This window comes from Sphingobacterium sp. SGR-19 (assembly GCF_011043555.1).
In the GTDB taxonomy this organism is placed as follows: Bacteria; Bacteroidota; Bacteroidia; order Sphingobacteriales; family Sphingobacteriaceae; genus Sphingobacterium.
The window spans coordinates 273589-296767 of sequence record NZ_JAAKGS010000001.1 but is presented as its reverse complement, the minus strand read 5'-3'; the positions used below and the strand labels follow the sequence as shown (position 1 = coordinate 296767).

Genomic DNA, 23179 nt, shown 5'->3' with positions numbered 1-23179 from the left:
TATAGAGGGTAAAATAATGTAAAAAAATGAAATGGTTTATCTGTATAATGATACTGTGTATCTCTTGTGTAGCAAAATCACAGGGGATATTTCAGACCCGCGACGATAAACCAGTGTCCTTCAAATTTGAGTTAGTAAACAATGTCGTATTGATCCCGCTGACGATAAATGGAATAGCTTTTTCGTTTTTGCTTGATACCGGGGTAAAAGAAACACTCTTATTTGCAAATGCTGAAGACTCACTTTACTTGAATAATCAAAACAAAATGAAGTTTCGCGGTATCGGAATAGAAGAGGGTGTGGACGGGATTCTTTCGACCGATAATGTGGTTGAGGTAGGGGGCGTGGCCGTGGATTCACTTCATTGGCTCTATGTAATACAAGGTGATAAATTGGATATTTCAAGTGATATTGGCGTTGCCATTAATGGCATACTCGGATCTAAATTTTTTGACAGCTTTGCTGTAAAGGTCGATTATCAAAAGCAACGTATTACGTTGTTTCCACCCGATTACAATTATGAGAGATCCATTCGACAATATAACTATGTTCCCCTAACAGTAGAAAACGAAAGACCATATATAACAGCCAATATGCTGATTGATACAACATGGGTCGAAGGTAAGATGCTGATGGATATGGGTAATACTGCTCCCCTGATGTTATTTGCTTTTTTACTGCCTGATTTCCATATCAAAGAACCTTATGTAGAAGAATATATCGGCCGCGGTTTTAATGGTGCTGTCTATGGAAAGCGTAACCGCATTCGTAAAGTCACGTTGGATGATTTTATTTTGGATTACCCGATTGTCGCTTATCCGGACTCAAACGCCTTATTTATGAGTAAACTGGCAGAGAATAGAATCGGTTCGGTTGGAAACCAAGTGCTGCAACGTTTTCATTTGTTGATAGATTATCGGAAAAATGCCTTATATCTCCGTAAAAATAAGAAGTTCGCCAAACCGTTCTTATTAAATATGGCAGGAATCGAAGTACGACATGACGGTATGATCTGGAAAAGAGAATTGGTGAAAACAGGTCTACCCCAAAAAAAAGATAATCAAATGAAACCTGATCAGGGCGTTACCATTAACCTTGCCAATGATGCATTCCAGTATAAGTTTGTGCTGCAACCTACTTATCGTATAGCAGGGATACGAAAAGACTCACCTGCCGAAAAAGCGGGCATCCAAGCCGATGACATGTTATTGAAAGTGAACGGGAAATCAACAGGTAGGCTAACATTGCCCAAAATTATGGAAGCTTTGCAGTCCCGTCCAGGCGAAACCCTCCGTCTCACCTTGCAACGGGGCGATGAACAATATGATGCACGATTTTTGCTTGTCGACCCTATTCCTTTCTATAGATAAAAGCTGCATGAATTGCCATCCAAAAAAAGATACAAATAATTCGTACATACTTCATTGCCAAAAAAAAACAAATTATTCTAATGAAAATTATTGGCATTCCATTTTGAAATACCTTTATTTGCAGAAATCATTCATTATAAATGGCAAAAAATTTATTGATTGTAGAGTCACCGGCGAAAGCCAAAACAATAGAAGGATATCTAGGAAAAGACTTTTTAGTCAAGTCTAGTTATGGTCATATTCGTGATTTAGTGAAGACGGATGACGCCATTGACGTAGAAAATAACTTTGAACAAAAATATGAAGTCCCCTCTGATAAGAAAGCAGTTGTCAGCGAGTTAAAGAAATTGGCGAAGGATGCAGAAACGGTATGGTTAGCATCCGATGAAGACCGGGAGGGGGAAGCCATCTCTTGGCATCTATATGAAACATTATCGTTAAAAGACGATAAAACAAAGCGTATCGTTTTCCATGAAATTACCAAGCCGGCGATCATGAGAGCCATTGATGAGCCGCGCAAAATAGATTATAATTTGGTGAACGCCCAACAGGCACGTCGCGTGTTAGACCGTCTGGTAGGTTTTGAGCTTTCTCCGGTATTGTGGAAAAAAGTAAAGCCATCCCTGTCTGCCGGTCGTGTACAATCGGTAGCTGTACGCCTTATTGTCGAACGTGAACGGGAAATCAATAAATTTAATGCAGAAGCTTCCTTTAAGATTGTTGCGCAGTTTACAACGGGCAGGGGGAAGGATCAGTTTAAAGCGGAATTGCCACAACGTTTTGATCAAAAAAGTGATGCGGAAGCCTTTTTGCGCGATTGTATCCAGGCTGCTTTTGCGGTTACTTCGTTGGAAAAGAAACCCGCAAAGCGCTCGCCGGCGGCTCCGTTTACGACATCTACTTTACAACAGGAAGCCAGTAGAAAGTTGGGTTTTTCGGTGGCACGGACGATGCAGGTGGCACAACGACTCTATGAGGCTGGACGCATCACGTATATGCGTACCGATTCCGTTAATTTGAGTGATACCGCTATTCAGGCAGCACAACAAGAAATTGTGAACGCTTATGGCGAAAAATATCATAAGCTACGTCGTTATAAGACCAAATCTGCAGGTGCACAGGAAGCGCATGAGGCTATTCGTCCAACCTACTTTTCACAGCATACTACTGAAGGTGACCACGCTGAGCGCCGTTTGTATGAACTGATATGGAAACGTGCTATAGCTTCTCAGATGAGCGAAGCAGAGTTTGAGAAAACAACAGCCAAAATATCGGTGTCTACCCGGCGAGAAGAGCTTGTGGCTACCGGAGAAGTGATGAAATTCGACGGTTTTCTAAAAGTTTATATAGAGTCTACCGACGATGAATCCGACAATACCAACGAGCAAAGCGGTGAAAACGCATTGTTACCTCCGTTGGAAAAAGACCAAAGCTTGATACTAAAAGCGATGAATGCAACCGAACGTTTTTCTCGTCCGCCAGCGCGTTATACGGAGGCTTCATTGGTAAAGAAACTCGAAGAATTGGGGATCGGTCGTCCTTCTACATATGCACCTACTATTTCTACAATACAAAATAGAGGCTATGTCGTTAAGGAAGACAGAGATGGAAGGGAAAGGCGATATACCGTGTTGCAGATAGCAGATGACAAAGTCGTCGAAGAAATAAAAACAGAAATGACGGGAGCAGAACGATCGAAAATGTTTCCTACTGATATTGGTGTTTTGGTAAATGATTTTTTAGTAGAACATTTCAATGATATTATTGACTATCACTTTACGGCTAAAGTAGAGAAGGAGTTTGACGAGATTGCCCATGGTGGTAAGGAGTGGACAACGATGTTGAAGGATTTTTACGGACCGTTCCACCAAGGTATTCAAGATACACTGGAACACGCTGATCGGGCAAGCCATGAACGCCATTTAGGAACCGACCCAGCGACAGGGAAACCGATAAGTGTACGCGTGGGGCGGTTTGGCCCACTGGTACAGATAGGTTCTGCAGACGATGAAGAGAAACCACGCTTCGCCTCCTTACGTAAAGGACAAATGATTGAAACCATTACCTTTGAAGAGGCTATGGATCTATTCAAACTTCCTAAAAAAGTCGGTCTTTTTGAAGATAAGGAAATGACCGTAGCTATTGGTCGATTTGGACCGTATATCCGCCACGCAAGCGCTTTTTATTCTTTGCCTAAGGGAATGGATCCAATGGACGTGACAGAAGAAGACGCCATTCAGATTATTCAAGAAAAAAGACAAAAGGACAAGGAAAAGGTTATTCGTGTATTTGAGGAAAACTCCGATGCTCAAATCGAGAACGGTAGGTGGGGGCCTTTTATCCGTTTTGGCAAGCAAAATGTAAAAATTCCGAAGGGTACCGATGTCGATAAGATTACCTACGAGGATGTGTTGAAATGGGCAGAAGCGGATCCGAAAGGTAAAGCGAAGGCGGCTGCAAAAACTGCTACGGCTAAAAAAACGACAACGAAAAAGACTACAAAAAAAACTAGTACAGCTAAATCAAAGAAATAAAGGGGAATGAAGAAAGATCTGCCCGAAAATATTGTAGAAGATATTTCCATTGCGGTAGTACTAGAAAACTCCACACCTTCGGATAAGGTGTGGAATGTATATTTGATTAATGAGAAAAAACTGCCTCTTGTCAACGTAATCATATCATCCAAGGGATATGGCGAAAAAGATGGGAGAGAGGTGAAAACAACAGTTTTGCGCCATTTTTTAGGCGATGTAGAAGGAAATACATCTTGTAAAATAGAAGCAATTGATCCCGAGCTATTTGGTTTGACAAATGAATATTGGTTGAGTTACTATATGGAGAAGACAATTTACGACAAGAAATATATTTTCCTGCCAGAAAGTATTGTGGACGAAAATTTAATTAAAGTTCCGTTAGTGGATAAGCCAGGAATAGTAATCGGAGGGAGCAAATAATGAAACGGGAGAATTTTATCATAGCCATTGATGGATTTTCGTCTTGCGGAAAAAGCACCGTTGCGAAAGCGGTGGCAAAGAAACTTCAATTTGTATTCATAGACAGCGGTGCTATGTATCGTGCTGTGACACTGTATTTTTTGAGACATCATATTGACCTGGCGGATACGGACCAAATTAATGCTGCGTTGGAGCATATTCACATTGATTTTATACCTCACAGCGATAAAGTGTGTGTCTTATTGAATGGGGAAGATGTATCGGAGGAGATTCGAATGATGCACGTTTCCGAAAAAGTGAGCGAAGTGAGTGCCATTAAGGAAGTGCGCCATGCACTGGTCAAACAACAGCAGGATTTAGGAAAACGTCGGAATATTGTGATGGACGGGAGGGATATTGGTACAACTGTATTTCCAGATGCGAATTTAAAAATATTTATGACAGCAAGTCCCGACGTCCGCGCCGAAAGACGATTGGCTGAATTGTTGGCGAAAGGTGAATTGGTGTCGATCGAAGAGATAAAACAGAATTTAGTCCATCGGGATCATATCGATAGTACACGCGAAGAAAGCCCATTAAGACAGGCAGAAGACGCCATCGTCCTGGATAACTCTAATTTAACACAGGAACAGCAACTGCAGATCGTGCTGGAAGAATACCAGAAAAGAAAGGGGGGATATTAAAATGCCCCCGGGTCATCACCTTCTTGCAATACCAATGTCGCCGTGTTTGCGTGCATACGAAGCCGATTGCTCATACTCGACTTGAAAAGGCGCTCCAAGAGACTCTTATTTCTCTTCACAACACAAAGCAGGTCGACGCGATTGCTCTCGATGTACTTATTTAAGGTGTGTTCTATCGATTGATCTAGATCTAACAGTACAAATTCAAGGTTGTCCTCCGGAAACATTTTCTGCCAGCGATCGGTCACTGCAATAATATGGATGTTTTTATCTTTCAAGACGTGCGCACATTTGACTTTCACACCGAATTTATTGGCGATCTCCATGATTTGGCGTAGAGCGGCCTCGTCTTTTTCCCGGAAAAGCGTCGTGAACAATATCTCTTTAATACCGTCGTATTTGGCCTCTCTTGGAACAGATAAAACGGGCACTTTTACGCCTCTGATAACACCTAGGGTATTCGAACCAAAAATTTTATCAATAACACCATCGGCTCGATTCGTTCCCATGACAATGAAGTGAATGCCTTCGTTTTCAATGATGCGCTGTGCATTTGCTACAACGGTTCCTTCCTCAAAAAGAAAGGTCAGTGGCACGTCTGACAGGTTGTAATCATCTGCCAGTTTATGGAGATCTGCGGTATGCTTCTTAAAATTCTCGAATTGATGTAATTCATAATTTTCATACACCTCGGGTACTAGCTCCGGCTGTCCTGCATGCGTAGCCGACAAAACGGGTTGCATATAGGTATTAAGGACATATAAACTGGCATCCATTTCTTTTGCCAGATGTAGGGCATATACAAACGCATTATTTGCTGCGTTTGAGAAGTCTGTGGGGAATAATATCTTTCTCATAACTCTAAGTTTTATATTATACAGCAAGTTAAGCTATTTCCTTGATTTTTACAAGCAATGTGATATGAAATATCCACGATTGCCAAACACAAACACGAGCAAAACAGCTGGATATTCCATATGACCTTTAAAGAACAAATTATTTACATATGAATCATTTTTACAAAAACTGTAGCGTTTTGCAAAAAAGTAACGTTTGGCTATTAAAAAAAAGGTATATGGCAGAATGTTAGTTCTCTGTTCTGGTAATTGAAGATTAATTCGTTAAATTGGCATACCCGAACAGGCGATTTTAAGTGAAGATTGTTCAGCAATATTGGAAGAAGGCGAGACCATTGACCTTACGAGAGGCTTTGGAAGATTGTGTTGTGGGTAAAAGTGAGCGTGGGAAATCGTTTGTTTACAAAAAATACTATGGATATGTCATGGCAGTAGTGCTTCGCTATATTTCTACAGAGATGGAAGCGGAAGAAGCTGTTAACGAAAGCTTTGTGAAGGTATTCAGAAAGATAGCGTCGTTCGAGATGCACGCGGATGAGCCAGCGCTGGAGAAAACATTTCGTTCTTGGTTAGCACGTATAGCGGTGAATACATCAATAGATTTGTTGCGAACGAGAAAGCCAACCAGCTTTCTGGAAGATACATCAGATGAAGAGTTGAAATCACACACGGTTGTTATGACGGATAGATTGGGTGTTGAAGATATTATGAAGCTTTTGACACGATTACCCGATATTCAATGCTCTATTTTTAATCTGTTTGAAATTGAAGGGTATTCACATGAAGAGATAGGGACAATGCTCAACATTCCGGAAAGTACATCAAGAACATATTTGACACGCGCCAAACAGCGCTTACGAAAATTATATATAGAAGAATTTAGTGTTTCGCACAATATACATTCTTAAATGCTAGGGGAACATGAAAAATAGCAATAAGGAACTTATCGATCTCATCAGAGAAGGGCTTAAAAATGCCGAGGAACTTCCTTATAAAGAGGGAGCTTGGGAGACTTATAAAGCAAAATACGAGCCTGCTCAGAAAGTAAGGCCTCTTGCACCACTTTGGGTGGCGGCGGCGATCGCCGCGCTAGCAGGTTTTACTTTTTTGTTTAATGATTGGAACGAACCAACCGAATCAATACGAGTTGTTAAAACGGAGCAACAAAATGTAAAACCGGCGCCAATCGCAGGTGAAATGACTGATAAACCAGTCGTAGTAGAAGAAAATCGCTTAGCTTCGACAAACGCACTGCATAATAACAAGAATGAGAAATTATCAACGTTCGCCGATGACGCGGTTTCTCCGCGTACGGAACGATTTCAATCACAGCTTGCTATACAAGAGATCGTACAATTAGATAGAATGGACATGCAGCCGCTTGATATGACACGCTTAGGCAATACATCTGTCTTAGCGAGAGAAATCAAAAAACCAGATTTGATGGTATTCCGGGAAGATCATAAACCTGTAGCGGCGTTAGCGTGGGACGATGATTTAATAGCCGGTCAGCAAATTGATCCAAATTTCGCTTATCAAAGTGAAGCTGCCCGTCAATTATCTCCCAAGAAATTACGCCTTACCGATCGGTTTGAATTAGGCGCTTTTCTGAGTCCATCAACTACCGATCGGAGTTTCGATCTTGGTGGAGGACTTGTTTTTGCGTATCGATTTAACGACAAGCTCGCCATTCGTACCGGAGCTTCGTTTAATCAATACGAAGTGGGTATGTTGAAATCGCATGTACAAGAAATAGGCGCAGAAAAGAAGCAGGAAGCAGCTCCTATAAAAAATACGGATAAAGTGATTTCCAAAGAAGCGTCCTCTCTGAGAACTAATAATTTCTTTATTCCTAATCTAAATGCAGTAACAGGTAAGGTACAGACGTTGGATATTCCGCTTGAGATACGATATAATCTGACAAAACAATTTTATGCTACTGGTGGTGTTTCTTATGCAGCAGTTTTATCACAAGAACGTTTTGACCACTATGAAGAATCTGCTGGAATACCGACATATTCCAGTGTGTCTGATTCTGAAAAACCAGCTCAAAATTCGGTTACTACAGTCGAGACCACCAAGATAAGTGAAGATGAAAATATAAACACAAATGGTTTTGGTGGATTTGTAAATTTCTCGTTAGGCAGAAAAGTGAATGTAGGGAAAACAATGAAAGTCTCTGTCGAACCGTTTGTGAAACTCCCCGTCGGTCAGTTTAAGCGGGCCGACATGAATTACACAAACGGCGGTATACGTATTATTACGAGTTTCTAATACGATATAGATTATATTTTATCGATACGTACCCAGCTCATACCTGCGGCTATCGCTCCTTGAACACCAGGATCGCCATCTTCGAAAACAAGGCAATCAGCAGGGGCAACATCAAGCTGTTCCGCAGCTAAGAGGAAAGGTTGCGGGGAAGGTTTGCCCTCCGGTGTATCGCCTGCACATACCAATGTTTCGAATTTGCCCGCCACATTGATCACGTCTAATGTGATATTTAAGGTTGAACGGGAACCTCCAGAAACGATTCCAATTTTCTTCTTTCCTACATTTGCCAAAAGATGTTGTAACACATAGTCCACTGGTTTCGTTTGACGGATAAACTGTTCAACAAATATAGTGGACTTTAATCTTGCAAAAGCCAGTGTCTCGATATCTTTTTGATACCGTTTGCCGATTTCGGCAGCAACATCGACTGTTGGCCAGCCTGCAAGTTCCTCTACAATCTGATCATCTAGATCGATGCCATATGCTGCCGACGCCGCTACGTAAGCCGCTTTATGTGCTGGCATGTTATCGGCAAGCGTTCCATCTACATCATATAATAACGCTTTAAATGGTCTGGATTTTTCTTGTAAGATTTCAAATTTTTTCTGTGATTCAGCATTCATGCCGCAAAAATACACAAAAATGTGGTAGAGGCATTATTTAATGGCTTTTCTCCGTGCTTTCTCCTTTACGATCAAACTTAGCTCCCGGTTTGTCTGACTGCCAACAGAAGTGTTCTCTTGTGCACGACGGAATAAATAGGGCATAACGGCCTTTACTGGTCCGTAAGGCATATATTTAGCCACGTTGAAACCAGCATCGGCTAGATTGAACGAGAGATTGTCGGACATACCTAAAAGCTGTGAAAAGAAAATATGAGGATTTGTCGAAGAAATGCCCCGTGCCATCATTTCATCTGCCAACAAAGCGGAGCTTTCTTCATTGTGTGTACCCGCTACTAATCCAATACGGTTGATATGGTCTAGACAAAATACGATAGCCTTGTTGTAATCGCTGTCACATGTTTCTTTATTAGGCTGTATCGGTGATGGATAACCTTTTTCTGCCGCACGCTGGCGTTCTATTTCCATGTAGGCGCCACGTACAATCTTGGCACCCAAATAGAAGTTTTGTGTTTGGGCATACGCGAAGTCCGCCTGTAACGAAGCAAATTTATCGTGGCGATATAGCTGATAGGTATTATATACTATAACCTGCTCTTTGTTATACTTCTCCATCATCTCTCTCGCAATATCATCGATTGTATCTTGCACCCAGGAATGTTCCGCATCGATCAATACCCGATGCCCCACCTCGAAGCAAGCTTTACAGATACGGTCTATTCGATCGTAGACACGACCAAACTCTGCTTTTTCGTCCACTGATAAATTCTCTTTGGCATCTATTTTTGCAAACAGATCAAACCGACCCAGGCCAGTTGGTTTAAAAACACAAAAAGAAGTGTGTTTATTGCGGTTGGTGTATGCTACTGTCCGCAAGATTTCCTCACAATTGGCATCAAAGCTTCCTTCAGCACCCTTTCCTTCAACAGAGTAATCGAGAATCGTCGTGACGTTAGTTCGCCCAAGCTCCTCAATCGCTTGTTCACAATCTTCAATAGATTCGCCGCCACAAAATTGCTTGTAAATGGTATTCCGGATAATTCCTTCTATAGGAAGCCCCACCCTTAAAGCAAAATTTGTCAATGGTGTGCCGATTTTGATGAGTGTATTATTCGAAACCATCTTAAAAAGCCAATATGCTTTTTCCAAATCTTTATCGGATTTATTTCGAAAAGCAATTTCAGTGTCGTTAAAATCCAGTTTAACCAAGTTGTTGGCAGATATCATCATGTAAAATATTAACGGTCAAAATTAAATAATTATTTTCATCTATTTGTTTCTTTTCGATAGTCGATAAGCCTTTATAATTAACGAGAATTATCCTTTTTTTTACTGATATTATTTATCACTTCGTTTCATAACGCTTATTTTTACAAAAAGATAAAATAATAGTAGAAAATAACGAGATGCAAACATTTTCATTAAAGGGAGAGTATATTCAATTGATCCAATTGTTGAAAGCCATGAACTGGGTAGAACATGGTGCTATGGCTCAGTTTGTGGTAGAAGAAGGATTAGTTAAATATAACGGTCAGGTAGATCATAGAAAAAGATTAAAAGTAAAAGTAGGAGACATCGTTGAATTTGATGGACAGCAAGTAAAAATTGTTTAATTTAGTGCTTTAATTATTTCAAACATCATTATACATGACAAAACAAATTGCCAGTCTTGGGTATCAGGTATTCTTCGAAAAAAATCTTGAATCCTTGGAGCCGTTTATCACTTCGCGCAACTACTCCCAAATATTGGTATTAGTTGATAGAAATACGAACGACAATTGCTTACCGATATTACAGTCTGCGCTTTCAGAAATAACGGATTATGATATTATTGAAGTGGATCCCGGAGAGGAAAACAAAAATATCGATTTTTGTATTGGTGTTTGGAAAACGATGCTCGATTTCGGGGCAGATAGAAAAGCGCTCATGATAAATTTGGGTGGTGGAGTCGTCACGGATATGGGCGGTTTTGCTGCATCTACGTATAAGAGAGGAATTGATTTTATCCAGATTCCTACTACTTTACTTTCACAAGTTGATGCGTCTGTCGGGGGGAAAACCGGAATAGACTTAGACAATGTAAAAAATATCATTGGCACATTTACCCAACCTCAGGCTGTATTTATTAGCGGACAGTTTCTCTCGACATTGGATGATCGCCAGATGCGTTCGGGCTTTTCCGAAGTCATAAAACATGGTTTGATTTATGATAAGAGCTTGTTTTTAAGGACTAACGAGGTTTATCTGGAAACAGATGATTTAGATGATATTGTTTTCCGATCCGTAGAGATAAAAAATGAAGTTATCACAGAAGATCCCACGGAAAAGGGTCTCCGCAAAATTTTAAATTTCGGACATACCATCGGGCACGCTATAGAAGGATATTCCTTGATAAACGATGCAACCCCCCTTATACACGGCGAAGCCATTGCGTTGGGTATGATTTGTGAAGCCTATATTGCACATAAAATAAATGGACTTTCGGCAACCGATCTGTCTGAAATAGTTCAAGCATTTGACAACCGATTTGAACGTTATCCGTTTTCCGCAGAGATATATCCAGAGCTTATCGCCTTAATGCAAAATGATAAAAAGAACGTCGGAAAGAGGTTAGGTTTCGCGTTACTGTCTGAAATTGGTAAATGTGATTATAATATCTATGTAGAGGAGGAACTGATTAAGGAGAGTTTGGATTTTTATAGAAATAGGTAGAACATATGGGTAGATATATATCGTTTGCATTGGGTTTGTTCATTTTAGGTAATGTCATTTCGGTCTATAGCCAGGATCGAGTGTTAATTTTTACTAAGACGGCGGGTTTCAGGCATAAAAGTATTCCTAAAGGAGTAGAAACCGTCACAACATTACTTAAAGCTGAAAATATACAGCCTGTCCATTCAGAAGGTGCGCACTATTTTTGTGCAGATAGTCTGCATCAATTTGCCGCCGTCATATTTTTAAACACAACAGGTGATATATTGGATGACCAGCAAAAGGTAGCTTTCCAAAACTTCATCCGCTCGGGAAAAGGATATATGGGTATACATGCAGCTTCTGATACAGAGTTTGAATGGCCTTGGTATGGCGAGCTTGTAGGGGGGTATTTCACCCAACACCCTCCGGTCCAGAAAGCCAAAATCGATGTCGTCGACCGCGCACACGCTGCGACCAAACATTTGCAAGAAGTTTGGTGGCATAAAGACGAGTGGTACGATTTTAGAAATGTACAACCGGGATTACATGTCCTAATGACGCTCGATGAGCAAAGTTATAAAGGCGGTACGATGGGGAAATTTCATCCGATTGCTTGGTTCAGGGAATTTGATGGTGGACGCACTTTCTATACGGGACTTGGACATACTGAGGAAGCTTATGATGAGGACGATTTTCAGAAGCATATTATCGGCGGGGTCAAGTACGTGTTAGGGCGTTAAACGTATTGACTATTCATTTATGAACAAATTTGCGTTTTCTGTATTGGTATTATTCGTTTGTGTTTATGATGGTATTTCTCAAGATATCAGTTTAATACAAAAAGAGTTAGAAGAGTCACCTATACTAAAAAATCATTTTTTTGGTTTTAGCCTTTATGACGTGGATCAGGGCCAATTTCTGATAGGGTCGAATGAGGATAAATATTTTACCCCTGCTTCAAACACAAAAATTTTCACATTGTTTACAGCGCTTAAAAATATAGGTGATTCCGTTCCAGCCCTTTATTATATAGTAAAAGGAGATTCTTTGTTGTTTTGGGGAACAGGCGATCCGACCTTTCTACATTCGAAGTTGGATTCAGCGAAAGTTTATAATTTTTTACAGGCAACGGATAAAAGGTTATTTTATGTAGGGGGAACGGTTACAGAAGAACCTTTTTATCGTCAGGGGTGGGCGATGGAAGATTATGAAGAATACTATCAACCGGAAATAACGCCATTTCCCATTTATGGTAATGTGGTCACATTTAAAGCAATCCCTTGGCAACTTATCACCATACCTCAGTTTTTTATGGATTCAATGATCATCGGAAATGCAGATACTGATCGATTGCGGATACATCGGAAATTTGATGAGAATATTTATTTTCGTAACAGTCCGTTCATTCCGAAGAACTTCATGACGCGAAAACCATTTAAATATTCCGATGAGTTAATCATACAATTATTGCAGGATACGTTACAGAAACCGGTGGAATTAATTCAATACCCCAAGCCCACAGAAGTGAATACTTTATATTCTGTTGCTACACGTGATGTACTACGGGAGATGATGTTGGTCAGTGATAATTTTTTGGCAGAACAGTTAATGATGGTTGCGGCAATGCATAGATACGGTGAATTTAATACCGCTCGTTTAAGAAGAGATATGAAGGCATCATATTACGCTTATTTCACCGATAAAATAGATCTATATGATGGCAGTGGCTTATCACCTTATAATAAAGTTACAGCAAGGAGTTTGATAGAACTTTTGTTGATGATAGCGCACGAGGTCCCGAAAGTAGAGGAGCTTCGTTATTTGTTTGCTGCTGGAGGTTTGGAAGGAACGTTAAAAACGACTTATCGGACGGACGGTGGATTTCCATTTATATGGGCAAAAACAGGCACCATAAAGAGCGTGTATTGTCAAAGTGGCTACATACAAACCGGCAGGGGGAGAAACCTGGCATTTTCTTTTCTTAATAATAATTTTATAGGCTCTGCTACGCCGGTGCGTAAGGAAGTCGCCCGTATCATGACTTTTATCCGGGAGAATTATTGAGTAACTATTTTTTATTATATTCGCTTCACAAATGCGTGTTATCGAAAAAAACAACAAACGCTTAATTCGCTCTTGGTCGATGTTTGACTGGGCGAACTCTGCTTATAATTTAGTTATCACCTCGACTATCTTTCCGGCTTATTATACAGCCATCACGCAGACAGCGGAAAATGGCGATGTGGTTAGCTTTTTCGGATTGAAGGTAATCAACACCGCCCTTTCCAATTTTGCTTTAGCTTTTTCTTACCTCTTCATGGCTTTCGTACTGCCATTTCTTTCGTCCTACGCCGATGTACAAGGAAAAAAGAAAACAATGATGATGTTTTTTACCTATTTTGGGGCCATAGCTTGTATGGGGCTTTTCTTTTTTCGTTTAGAGACACTTGAATTGGGCGTAATATTGTTTGGACTAGCTGCGATGGGTTATATAGGCGGTGTGTTATTCAACAATTCCTATTTACCGGAAATAGCAACCGTAGATAAGCAGGATAGTGTAAGTGCGCAAGGATTTGCGTATGGTTATGTGGGCTGTGTTACATTGCAAATTATCTGTTTGGTGTTTATTTTAAAGCCCGATTGGTTTGGTATTATCGACCCTTCTTTTGGACCACGACTATCGTTTTTGCTTGTAGGGGTGTGGTGGGCTAGTTTTTCTACTATTCCTTTTTTAGCCCTTCCCAATAATCAAAAATCAGCTATCCGAGCCTCCAAGAAAATTTTTCGTACGGTTATTATAGAATATCGCATTGTGATGCGACGCATACAGAAAATGCAACGTATTCGCCGGTTTTTACCTGCTTATTTTTTTTATTCTGCAGGCGTGCAAACAGTGATGATTGTAGCAGCTGCCTTTGGTGCCAAAGAGCTTCATCTCGAAAGCTCTAAACTGATCATAACCATACTGTTAATTCAGCTTGTCGCCATATTGGGCGCTTTTCTCATGTCCAAACTTTCGGCGAGGTTTGGCAACATTAAAATCTTAATCGCCGTCGTGTTCGTTTGGATAGGCGTGTGTGTGTCTGCATTTTTCATAAAAACAGAAGTTGAGTTTTATGTTTTAGCTTGCTTGGTCGGATTAGTGATGGGAGGTATCCAATCATTATCGCGATCCACCTATTCTAAATTCCTGCCAGAAAATATCAAGGATACAACATCCTTTTTTAGCTTTTATGATATTACAGAAAAATTAGCTATTGTATTAGGGCTGTTTTCTTTTGGATTAATAGAGCAGTTTACGCATAATATACGCTATTCAGCGTTATTTCTTTCTGTATTTTTTATTATCGGATGTGGTTTGCTCTTTCGCTTGCTACGATTTAATAAGGCTATGACGTTATGAACGTAGAGATATTTATACCCTGCTTTATAGACCAGATTTATCCCCAAACTGCTTTTAACACGATCAAATTGCTGAAAAAAGCCGGTTGTAATGTTGTCTATAATCCTAAGCAGACCTGTTGTGGACAACCAGCATACAATGCTGGGTTTTGGGATGAGGCGAAGAAAATAGGACTTAAGTTTCTCCATGATTTTTCGGAGGATTGTTATATCGTGTCGCCTTCAGCTTCCTGTATCGGGATGATAAAAAATGGTTATGATGATTTATTTACCAATTCTACGGAGCATAATCGCTGTCGTCATATTCAGTCAAACATCTATGAATTGAGCGATTTTTTGGTAAATGTGCTTAAAAAAGATTATTTTGGGGCGGAATTAGTGGGAACGGCAGTCTATCAAGACCCTTGCTCTGCGTTACGGGAGTGTAAAATTAAAGATGAACCTCGACAGTTATTAGCGCAAGTAGGAGGGCTTGAAGTTGTGCCAATGCGTGATCAGGAAACTTGTTGCGGGTTCGGAAGCATTTTTGCAGTGAAATCCGAAGGTATATCGGCGGCGATGGCCGAACAAAAAGTACAAAATGCTATGGCCGTAAAAGCTGACTATATTATTTCAACAGATAGCCCTTGTTTATTGCAATTACAAGGATATATTGATAAACATCAACTCCCGATCAAGACTAAACACATCGCAGATGTGTTGACATCAGGATGGGCAAATATTTAATAAAACCTATAATAATCCATGAACTCTAGAAGAACTTTTCTAAAAAATTTAGGTCTGGCAGCAGCGGGAGTGGCGATAACTCCTTCTTTAGACGTATTCGCAGCAAAAAAATCGTGGTTTGACATTTCGTTAGCCCAATGGTCCCTTCATAAAACCCTATTTGCAGGTGATTTAAAGAATATCGATTTCCCTGAATTTGCAGCAAAGAAATTTAATATTTATGGTGTAGAGTACGTAAACCAGTTCTTTAAGGACAAAGCAAAAGATACGACTTACCTTAAGGACCTAAATAATCGGGCCAAAGACAATGGTGTAAAAAATGTAATGATCATGATTGATGGTGAGGGAAATCTCGGCGATCAAGATAATGCAAAACGTTTACAAGCTGTAGATAACCATTATAAATGGATCGATGCAGCAGCATTTTTAGGATGTAAATCAATTCGAGTAAACGCTGCTGGAAAAGGAAACCGGGAAGAAGTTGCGCAACGCGTTGTAGAGAGTTTAAGTACATTAGCAGATTATGGCAAAAAGACAAAAATTAACGTCATTGTTGAAAATCACGGTGGTATTTCTTCACACGGTGACTGGTTGGCAGGTGTATTGAAAGCAGTGGGTAAGAAAAATTGTGGAAGTTTGCCAGACTTCGGTAACTTTTATGAATATGACCGCTATCAAGGCGTGCAAGATCTGATGCCATATGCCAAAGGTGTAAGTGCCAAAACAAATGTCTTCGATGTAAACGGAAACGAAGTGAACATCGATTATGCTCGCATGATGCGTATTGTAAAAGATGCAGGTTTCAAAGGTTATGTCGGTATTGAGTACGAAGGAAAAGATCTGCCTGAAGTAGAAGGCATCCTAGCTACCAAGAAATTGCTTGAGCGATTTAAAACGTTGTAGTCTGTTATAACCCGTAATTGAAATTTTACAAAATTAAAAATGGATAAAACGGGAAAAACTAGAATTTTTATTTTCTTTGTAGCAAAGTTACCAAAATCAAACTTTCGACATTATTGCAAGAACAAAGTAATGATAAATTTTTGAGGTTTGATTTTGTTTTTTTAATGTCTATAACTTAAAAAGATGAATCAACAAAAAGAAGACGACGTCCTGGTAAACCACCTTGCCACACAGGGCATTGACGACAAGATGGTGATGGGACATCCCGCAAGTTTATTTGTCCTGTTTTTTACGGAGATGTGGGAGCGCTTTAGCTATTATGGTATGCGCGCCTTATTGACGGTTTTTCTTATAACGGAAATTACCAAAGGCGGGTGGGGATGGACAAATGCCGATGCTATGCAACTTTATGCTTGGTACACTGGGTTGGTCTATCTTACACCGTTGATTGGAGGAATGATCGCAGACAAGCTTACAGGCTATCGGAAAGCAATTCTACTTGGAGCCTTAACGATGACCTTGGGACACCTTTCGATGGCATTTGAAACGTTTGGGGATAGCTTTTTTTACTTGGGGCTCGCTTTAATGATTCTCGGAAACGGTTTGTTTAAACCTAATATCTCCTCTATGGTGGGACAATTGTATCCTGATACCAGCACAAAGAAAGATGCTGGTTACACCATTTTCTATATGGGTATCAATGCGGGAGCTTTTCTGGGCATGTTGTTATGTGGTTATATCGGTGAGAAAATTGGTTGGCATTATGGCTTCGGTCTGGCTGGTGTATTCATGTTTTTCGGTATGTTACAGTTCTTTTTTGCACAAAAGATATTTGGTATCATAGGAGAGAAGCCCGATACAACACATAAACCCGAAGAGCACGTAGAGAAGATTACAGACGAAGAAGCACCTAAACATGTGGTTCGTGATCGACTTATCGTTGCCGGGGTCTTGATGTTGGCCAGTGTGTTTTTCTTCTTTGCTTTTGAACAGGCCGGTGGTTCTATGTCCATCTTTGCCAAAGATTATACACAGCGGGTTTTGGAAGGTAATGCCGGGCTAACTTTTAAATGGGTCGATGCGGCATTGACCATTTTCCCAATCATAATCGTCACATGGGTATTGTATAGTCTGTCTAAAAGAATTGCTTCTGCTTATCCGTTAACAATTATGTTTACGGCGTTGTCGTTTGCCATCATTTGGGGACTTGGTATCTGGAAAGTATATAGAGAGTTCAGTGCAGAACAAACAGAGGTGACAGTATCCTGGTTTCAGATTTTAAACTCCTTCTTCATCATCACCTTAGCTTCTTCTTTCAGTAAAATGTGGGAGAAAATATGGAATCCTTCGGGCGCTGTAAAATTTGCCTTGGGGCTATTGCTGGTGGGCGTAGGTTTTGTTGCCTTGGCTTTTGGAGCCAGCTCCATTCCGAAGGGAGCAACAACGGCTACGGTTAGTATGGTATGGTTAATACTTGCATATTTCTTCCATACGACAGGCGAGCTATGCTTATCACCGGTAGGGTTATCCTATATCAGTAAACTTTCACCGAAGAAATTTGTGGGATTGCTTTTTGGACTTTGGTTTACAGCATCTGCTATTGCGAATTTTATTGCCGGTATGACCGGATCGTATATTGATAAAATTTCTGAAGAATATTCCATGTCGATATTCTTTTATATCATTGCATCCATTCCAATTGTAGCAGCTTTGTTGTTGCTGGTCTTCAGCGGTAAACTGCGGAAAATGACACATGGTATTGATTAAGAAAAGCACCTTATATCTCATCGAACGTGGTAGACAGTTTAGTCATTATTCCGACATACAACGAAAAGGAAAATATAGAGAAAATAATTCGAAAAGTATGTTCCCTGTCTATCCCATTTGATATCTTAGTCGTCGATGATGGCTCGCCAGATGGGACCGGGAACCTCGTTAAAACTTTACAACAAGAGTTTGCGGGACGTCTGTTTATCGAGGAAAGACAAGGAAAGCTCGGATTAGGTACCGCTTATCTCCACGGATTTCAATGGGCCTTGCAGCGACACTATGCCTATATTTATGAGATGGATGCCGATTTCAGCCACAATCCAGACGATTTAATACGTTTACGTCAAGCCTGTTTGAGCGGAGCCGACATGGCGGTCGGCTCCCGTTATATAAAGGGTGTGAACGTTGTTAATTGGCCAATGAGCCGCGTGTTGATGTCGTATTTTGCTTCTGCGTATGTACGACTTATCATGCGGATCGATATTCAGGATGCTACTGCTGGCTTTGTTTGCTTTTCAAGACATGTATTGGAAAAGATTCCGCTAGACAAAATTAGATTTATCGGTTATGCGTTCCAGATTGAAATGAAGTTTACCGCGATCCAATATGGCTTCAAGGTAGTCGAAATACCGATTATATTCACTGATCGTACGGAAGGCGTTTCCAAAATGAGCACGCGGATATTTAGAGAAGCATTTTTTGGTGTTATCCAATTGAAGATAGAGAGTTGGTTTAAGAAATATAAATAGGTAACTTCGCGTATATATGAATGAATATCTTGATCCGAATCCAGAAAAGCTAAATCCTGTAGATAGAGATATAGAAAGGGCCTTACGCCCACAGGTTTTTGAGGATTTTACGGGGCAGGAGAAAATTTTGGAAAACCTCTCCATTTTTGTCAAGGCTGCAAAACTACGCAGTGAAGCATTAGACCATGTATTGTTACATGGGCCTCCTGGCTTGGGAAAAACTACGTTATCCCATATTATCGCCAACGAAATGGGCGTGAATATTAAAATCACATCTGGTCCGGTATTGGATAAGCCTGGTGATCTGGCAGGTCTCTTGACTAATTTAGAGGAAGGGGATGTCTTATTCATTGATGAAATTCACCGTTTAAGTCCATTGGTTGAAGAATATCTTTATTCGGCAATGGAGGATTTCAAGATTGATATTATGTTGGAGACAGGACCAAACGCGCGCTCTGTTCAGATCTCTTTGAATCCTTTCACGCTGATTGGCGCTACGACCCGTTCGGGGCTATTGACAGCGCCTTTACGTGCTCGATTTGGAATTAATTCGCGGCTTCAGTATTATGACGCTAAATTATTGACTACAATTGTATTAAGGTCTGCTCATATCCTCAATACACCGATTACGGAAGAGGGTGCATATGAGATTGCGCGGAGAAGCAGGGGCACACCTCGTATCGCCAATGCTTTATTGCGCAGAACCCGAGATTTTGCGCAAATTAAGGGAAATGGATCCGTCGATAGAGCTATTGCCCAATATGCGCTGAATGCGTTGAACGTTGACGAAAACGGACTAGACGAAATGGATAACCGAATACTGACAACCATCATCGAGAAGTTCAAGGGAGGCCCTGTCGGACTGAAAACAATAGCCACGGCAGTTGGGGAGGATGAAGGAACGATTGAAGAAGTGTATGAACCTTTCTTGATTCAGGAAGGTTATCTGATGCGTACTTCCCGAGGGCGTGAATGTACCGAACTAGCCTTTAAGCATCTCGGAAAAAGTAATTTCCTGAAAGGGAATACCTTGTTCTGAACCTCGGCTATTTTCTTTTCCTTTTGCAACTTTTTTTGTAGTTGCTTGTTTTTCTTCCATGATGAATCCTAGAAAGTTTACGACGTTAAGGAACTTTAATCAGGTTTTACTTTTTTTGGTTTTACTTTTCGCAATCCTATATTATGCGAAAACTTTTCTTGTTCCTGTCGTTACCAGCGCTTTGTTTGCTATGTTATTAGTACCTATTTGCCAAAAACTAGAGCACTGGCGGATGAAGCGGGGTTGGGCTGCAGTTTTGGTCGTGTTAATCAGCATGTCAATTATAATGGCTGTGTTATATGTATTAATAAGTGAACTGGTAGGCCTCGGTGGTGATATTGTTGTCATAGGAAAGCGGATAAACATGATATTAGATCAAACACACGCCTTTGTGGCAGAGCATTTTAATGTATCCAGAATAAAACAGAAAGAATATCTCCAAAAACAATTATCCGAATGGTCTAATGCAACAGGTAAAGTCGTGGGAGGGGCAGTTTTCTCTATTGTTTCCTTGGCAGGTAATGTTTTAATCGTAACCATCTATACAATCTTGATGCTGATATACCGACAACGCATTAAATGGTTTATCCTTCAATTAGTCAAACGTCATGCTGGGCATGATGAAATAGGTCATGCAAAAACAATCGTAGGAAAAATAACAAAAGTGTCTAGTCTATACGTGGGTGGTGTTTTTTCGGTTGTGTTGATATTATCAGTTATTTACTTCACGGGATTGACTCTTATTGGAGTAAGAAATGCTTTATTTTTCGCGCTTTTGGCGGCACTGATAAATGTCATCCCTTATATAGGTTCCGTGTTGGGTGGCGCTATTGTTGTATTGTATACACTGGTAACGGGAGATTCGCTGACTACATCCATCATCGTCACGATTTTTTTTACCGCAGTCCAACAATTAGATAGTTACGTGCTAACACCGAAAATTACCGGAGGAAAAGTAAAACTTAGCCCCTTGTTTACCATTATGGGGTTATTGCTAGGTGGGATGGTATGGGGTGCGGCAGGTATGATTTTGTTTATACCCATATTGGGTATTTGTAAAGTGATTTTTGATAATGTGGATTTGCTCAAACCCTATGGGCATTTGATAGGAGCCTGATAGTCCGCCATATTTTTTATTAGGAGATCCGTCTTAATATTCTATTTGCGCGGCTCGCCAATGCCGGTGTCGGATTTTTGAGCAGATGTTGAATCTGCGCTTTTAACTCATCTTCTATCCAAGGGTTTTTCTTACGCAGGTTGTATAATATATCAAAACAGTTGACTACCACCGCTACCGGGCAGCTAGGGTTAATCAGCCAATTGAAACACTGTTCGATTAGAATTTCTTCTTGATCTGATGTATGTGGTATGGCTGTTTTTACATCGGTCGCCAACATCACTATTTTCGTGTAGCTTCGAATAGTTCCCCAATGACTTTGTTCCGATAGACGATTAATAAGGACATTATATATAGACGAGATCAGAGCAGGCTGTTGTATGCAAACATGTTCCAGAAGCCACGCTGCCCGAAAAGAAACCTGACTATCTGAATGATAAGAATACGCCAATAAACTGTATATCGTAAAACCATGGGTATGAATAAAATCCAGACCGAATACTTTCGCCGAATATTGGCGAATATCTACTTTCAAGAACTTCACCAACTGGGGTTCGAAATCTTTATTCGCCATAAAATTTTGGGTTAAAATTAACCAAGAACAATTGTGCCGTGGCCCGGGTAATGGCGGTGTAGAGCCAACGCAAAAACTCGGTATTGAGCATATCATCATTTAGATATCCTTGATCTACGAATACGCAGGGCCATTGTCCGCCTTGCGCTTTATGACAGGTGATGGCATACGCAAACTTAATCTGTAAGGCATTATAATAAGGGTCTTTTTTGATGGCATCCAAGCGATCTTTTCTGGTCGGTATGTCTGCATAGTCCAGGGCAATCGACTCATATAACTGCTGTTGTTGTTCATAAGGCATGTTTGGCGCATCTACATGTAAACTATCTAATAAAACACGGCATACGACCGGTTCTAACTCATCATCGTCTATAAATTCCAGCGATATATCTGCGAAGCGGAAGCCATGTTGTTCGTGTATATTACTGACCTTTCGAACCTTGGCTAGATCACCATTGGCTATAAAGCCGGTGTTTTTCTCATCGTGTTGTTGCAGCCAATAGTAGTTGTTACGTACCACCATGATTAAATCTCCTCCGGTGATTTCTTCATCGCGAAAGAGAATTTGATTCCGGATATGTTGATTATATAAATTTGCGGATTTATTGGATCGGCATATAACGATGGTATTTTCGATCTCAAAACGATCGTAGCTATAATGCAATCCTTCCAGAAGCCGTTCGCCATTCATGCGAAAAATATCTGTAAACCCCTTAGTGTGAAATTGCGGAAATGGGAGGTTAGCCTCTTGTTTCTCCAAATGGATATCATTACGCACTTTGGTGGCATTATAAAGTATACCCGAAGCTTGTTGCTGTCGCACGACCTCCCGAAGTTCATAATGGAATGTTCTGAGATGGTAGTTGGCTTCGAGATAATTCGGATCCAATGCGGGGCTTTCCAACATACCCACAGGTGGAAGTTGAGCGGTGTCCCCAACGAACATAAGGCAACAATTTTCGCCCGATTGCACATACCGAATCAAATCGTCCAATAAACTTCTCGAAAAGAACTGTTCACTAGAATCAGAAATCATAGACGACTCATCCACAATAAATAATGTATCTTCATGCAGATTTTCCGCTAAGGTAAAATCCAGCTCCAAGCTAGCTGCGGATTTTTTTCGATATATCTTTTTATGGATGGTAAACGCTTTCCTTCCGGAATAGTGACGCATGACTTTTGCAGCACGTCCGGTAGGTGCCAGTAAGACCGATTTTTTTTGAAGTGTAGGTAAAATCTTTACTAATGCACTGATGATGGTCGTCTTTCCCGTACCCGCATAACCTTTTAAAAGAAAACAGGAAGCGGGGTGAAAAACACCTAAGAACTCCTCCAAAAGTACAAACGATTCCTGCTGTTGCCGGGTAGGTTGCCATACAAACTGTTGGGTAAGCAGGTTCTGAATATGCATAATCAAAGTTATACAAAAGGTTGGTCATAT

Annotated in this window: 22 protein-coding genes; 17 read left to right on the top strand and 5 right to left on the bottom strand. The window is 40.5% G+C overall.

Features of this window, described 5'->3' with window-relative positions:
- The first annotated feature begins 26 nt into the window (after positions 1–26).
- The 4 genes from G5B43_RS01330 to cmk all read left to right on the top strand — a co-directional run bounded on the left by G5B43_RS01330 (position 27) and on the right by cmk (position 5007).
- Positions 27–1370: a PDZ domain-containing protein gene (locus G5B43_RS01330; RefSeq protein WP_165292915.1), complete on the top strand. Its 1344-nt coding sequence runs from the start codon at positions 27–29 to the stop codon at positions 1368–1370.
- A gap of 140 nt (positions 1371–1510) precedes the next feature.
- On the top strand, positions 1511–3904 hold the full coding sequence (gene topA / locus G5B43_RS01325) for a type I DNA topoisomerase (RefSeq protein ID WP_165292914.1): 2394 nt from the start codon (positions 1511–1513) through the stop codon (positions 3902–3904).
- A 6-nt stretch (positions 3905–3910) separates the two neighbouring features.
- Entirely contained in the window at positions 3911–4324 is a 414-nt protein-coding gene (locus G5B43_RS01320) for a hypothetical protein (protein ID WP_165292913.1), read from the top strand.
- A complete protein-coding gene (gene cmk / locus G5B43_RS01315) occupies positions 4324–5007 on the top strand; it encodes a (d)CMP kinase (RefSeq protein WP_206367191.1) in 684 nt (227 codons plus the stop codon). The genes G5B43_RS01320 and cmk overlap by 1 nt, the downstream gene beginning before the upstream one ends.
- Here cmk and G5B43_RS01310 read toward each other — a convergent pair.
- The gene (locus G5B43_RS01310; protein WP_165292912.1) at positions 5004–5864 is read right to left on the bottom strand and encodes a universal stress protein; all 861 of its coding nucleotides are present in this window, start codon (positions 5862–5864) and stop codon (positions 5004–5006) included. The genes cmk and G5B43_RS01310 overlap by 4 nt on opposite strands.
- Positions 5865–6160: 296 nt before the next feature.
- Between G5B43_RS01310 and G5B43_RS01305 the strand changes: the two genes are divergently transcribed.
- Both G5B43_RS01305 and G5B43_RS01300 read left to right on the top strand, forming a co-directional pair.
- Positions 6161–6772, top strand: a complete 612-nt coding sequence (locus tag G5B43_RS01305) for an RNA polymerase sigma factor (protein WP_165292911.1) — start codon at positions 6161–6163, stop codon at positions 6770–6772.
- Between the two features lie 13 nt (positions 6773–6785).
- Positions 6786–8138, top strand: coding sequence for an outer membrane beta-barrel protein (locus G5B43_RS01300; RefSeq protein ID WP_165292910.1), 1353 nt, complete (start codon positions 6786–6788; stop codon positions 8136–8138).
- An 11-nt stretch (positions 8139–8149) separates the two neighbouring features.
- Here G5B43_RS01300 and G5B43_RS01295 read toward each other — a convergent pair whose 3' ends face one another.
- Both G5B43_RS01295 and G5B43_RS01290 read right to left on the bottom strand, forming a co-directional pair.
- A complete protein-coding gene (locus tag G5B43_RS01295) occupies positions 8150–8761 on the bottom strand; it encodes an HAD family hydrolase (RefSeq protein WP_165292909.1) in 612 nt (203 codons plus the stop codon).
- Positions 8762–8794: 33 nt separating this feature from the next.
- On the bottom strand, positions 8795–9988 hold the full coding sequence (locus tag G5B43_RS01290; protein ID WP_165293415.1) for a proline dehydrogenase family protein: 1194 nt from the start codon (positions 9986–9988) through the stop codon (positions 8795–8797).
- Between the two features lie 179 nt (positions 9989–10167).
- Between G5B43_RS01290 and G5B43_RS01285 the strand changes: the two genes are divergently transcribed.
- The 11 genes from G5B43_RS01285 (at position 10168) to G5B43_RS01235 (ending at position 21161) form a co-directional block, all read left to right on the top strand.
- Complete coding sequence (locus G5B43_RS01285; protein ID WP_165292908.1) at positions 10168–10374, top strand: RNA-binding S4 domain-containing protein; 207 nt, start codon at positions 10168–10170, stop codon at positions 10372–10374.
- A gap of 34 nt (positions 10375–10408) precedes the next feature.
- Positions 10409–11473 (top strand): 3-dehydroquinate synthase, encoded by a 1065-nt coding sequence (aroB, locus tag G5B43_RS01280; protein ID WP_165292907.1) that lies wholly within the window; start codon positions 10409–10411, stop codon positions 11471–11473.
- A gap of 5 nt (positions 11474–11478) precedes the next feature.
- Positions 11479–12195, top strand: coding sequence for a ThuA domain-containing protein (locus G5B43_RS01275; RefSeq protein ID WP_165292906.1), 717 nt, complete (start codon positions 11479–11481; stop codon positions 12193–12195).
- 19 nt (positions 12196–12214) lie between these two features.
- Positions 12215–13519, top strand: a complete 1305-nt coding sequence (locus tag G5B43_RS01270; protein ID WP_165292905.1) for a D-alanyl-D-alanine carboxypeptidase — start codon at positions 12215–12217, stop codon at positions 13517–13519.
- A gap of 31 nt (positions 13520–13550) precedes the next feature.
- A complete protein-coding gene (locus tag G5B43_RS01265; RefSeq protein ID WP_165292904.1) occupies positions 13551–14858 on the top strand; it encodes an MFS transporter in 1308 nt (435 codons plus the stop codon).
- Positions 14855–15583: a (Fe-S)-binding protein gene (locus G5B43_RS01260; RefSeq protein WP_165292903.1), complete on the top strand. Its 729-nt coding sequence runs from the start codon at positions 14855–14857 to the stop codon at positions 15581–15583. Before G5B43_RS01265 ends, G5B43_RS01260 begins: the two co-directional genes overlap by 4 nt.
- 18 nt (positions 15584–15601) lie before the next feature.
- Entirely contained in the window at positions 15602–16486 is an 885-nt protein-coding gene (locus tag G5B43_RS01255; protein WP_165292902.1) for a sugar phosphate isomerase/epimerase family protein, read from the top strand.
- 183 nt (positions 16487–16669) lie between these two features.
- Entirely contained in the window at positions 16670–18253 is a 1584-nt protein-coding gene (locus G5B43_RS01250; protein ID WP_165292901.1) for a peptide MFS transporter, read from the top strand.
- Positions 18254–18279: 26 nt separating this feature from the next.
- Positions 18280–19005 (top strand): polyprenol monophosphomannose synthase, encoded by a 726-nt coding sequence (locus tag G5B43_RS01245; protein WP_165292900.1) that lies wholly within the window; start codon positions 18280–18282, stop codon positions 19003–19005.
- A 16-nt stretch (positions 19006–19021) separates the two neighbouring features.
- Positions 19022–20044 (top strand): Holliday junction branch migration DNA helicase RuvB, encoded by a 1023-nt coding sequence (gene ruvB, locus G5B43_RS01240; RefSeq protein WP_165292899.1) that lies wholly within the window; start codon positions 19022–19024, stop codon positions 20042–20044.
- A 58-nt stretch (positions 20045–20102) separates the two neighbouring features.
- Positions 20103–21161, top strand: coding sequence for an AI-2E family transporter (locus G5B43_RS01235; protein ID WP_165292898.1), 1059 nt, complete (start codon positions 20103–20105; stop codon positions 21159–21161).
- Positions 21162–21180: 19 nt separating this feature from the next.
- Here G5B43_RS01235 and G5B43_RS01230 read toward each other — a convergent pair whose 3' ends face one another.
- On the bottom strand, positions 21181–21735 hold the full coding sequence (locus G5B43_RS01230; RefSeq protein ID WP_165292897.1) for a hypothetical protein: 555 nt from the start codon (positions 21733–21735) through the stop codon (positions 21181–21183).
- Positions 21725–23149, bottom strand: a complete 1425-nt coding sequence (locus G5B43_RS01225; protein ID WP_165292896.1) for an ATP-dependent RecD-like DNA helicase — start codon at positions 23147–23149, stop codon at positions 21725–21727. The genes G5B43_RS01230 and G5B43_RS01225 overlap by 11 nt, the downstream gene beginning before the upstream one ends.
- Between the last annotated feature and the right edge of the window lie 30 nt (positions 23150–23179).

What these genes read in the sequence shown, in the direction of transcription:
- G5B43_RS01265 (WP_165292904.1), top strand. Translation starts at nt 13,551, where the DNA reads ATGCGTGTTATCGAAAAAAACAACAAACGCTTAATTCGCTCTTGGTCG.
- G5B43_RS01235 (WP_165292898.1), top strand. Translation starts at nt 20,103, where the DNA reads ATGATGAATCCTAGAAAGTTTACGACGTTAAGGAACTTTAATCAGGTT.
- G5B43_RS01295 (WP_165292909.1), bottom strand. Translation starts at nt 8,761, where the DNA reads ATGAATGCTGAATCACAGAAAAAATTTGAAATCTTACAAGAAAAATCC.
- aroB (WP_165292907.1), top strand. Translation starts at nt 10,409, where the DNA reads ATGACAAAACAAATTGCCAGTCTTGGGTATCAGGTATTCTTCGAAAAA.
- cmk (WP_206367191.1), top strand. Translation starts at nt 4,324, where the DNA reads ATGAAACGGGAGAATTTTATCATAGCCATTGATGGATTTTCGTCTTGC.
- topA (WP_165292914.1), top strand. Translation starts at nt 1,511, where the DNA reads ATGGCAAAAAATTTATTGATTGTAGAGTCACCGGCGAAAGCCAAAACA.
- G5B43_RS01330 (WP_165292915.1), top strand. Translation starts at nt 27, where the DNA reads ATGAAATGGTTTATCTGTATAATGATACTGTGTATCTCTTGTGTAGCA.
- G5B43_RS01230 (WP_165292897.1), bottom strand. Translation starts at nt 21,735, where the DNA reads ATGGCGAATAAAGATTTCGAACCCCAGTTGGTGAAGTTCTTGAAAGTA.
- G5B43_RS01250 (WP_165292901.1), top strand. Translation starts at nt 16,670, where the DNA reads ATGAATCAACAAAAAGAAGACGACGTCCTGGTAAACCACCTTGCCACA.
- G5B43_RS01275 (WP_165292906.1), top strand. Translation starts at nt 11,479, where the DNA reads ATGGGTAGATATATATCGTTTGCATTGGGTTTGTTCATTTTAGGTAAT.
- G5B43_RS01300 (WP_165292910.1), top strand. Translation starts at nt 6,786, where the DNA reads ATGAAAAATAGCAATAAGGAACTTATCGATCTCATCAGAGAAGGGCTT.
- G5B43_RS01310 (WP_165292912.1), bottom strand. Translation starts at nt 5,864, where the DNA reads ATGAGAAAGATATTATTCCCCACAGACTTCTCAAACGCAGCAAATAAT.
- G5B43_RS01225 (WP_165292896.1), bottom strand. Translation starts at nt 23,149, where the DNA reads ATGCATATTCAGAACCTGCTTACCCAACAGTTTGTATGGCAACCTACC.
- G5B43_RS01255 (WP_165292902.1), top strand. Translation starts at nt 15,602, where the DNA reads ATGAACTCTAGAAGAACTTTTCTAAAAAATTTAGGTCTGGCAGCAGCG.
- G5B43_RS01260 (WP_165292903.1), top strand. Translation starts at nt 14,855, where the DNA reads ATGAACGTAGAGATATTTATACCCTGCTTTATAGACCAGATTTATCCC.
- ruvB (WP_165292899.1), top strand. Translation starts at nt 19,022, where the DNA reads ATGAATGAATATCTTGATCCGAATCCAGAAAAGCTAAATCCTGTAGAT.
- G5B43_RS01290 (WP_165293415.1), bottom strand. Translation starts at nt 9,988, where the DNA reads ATGATATCTGCCAACAACTTGGTTAAACTGGATTTTAACGACACTGAA.
- G5B43_RS01285 (WP_165292908.1), top strand. Translation starts at nt 10,168, where the DNA reads ATGCAAACATTTTCATTAAAGGGAGAGTATATTCAATTGATCCAATTG.
- G5B43_RS01320 (WP_165292913.1), top strand. Translation starts at nt 3,911, where the DNA reads ATGAAGAAAGATCTGCCCGAAAATATTGTAGAAGATATTTCCATTGCG.
- G5B43_RS01270 (WP_165292905.1), top strand. Translation starts at nt 12,215, where the DNA reads ATGAACAAATTTGCGTTTTCTGTATTGGTATTATTCGTTTGTGTTTAT.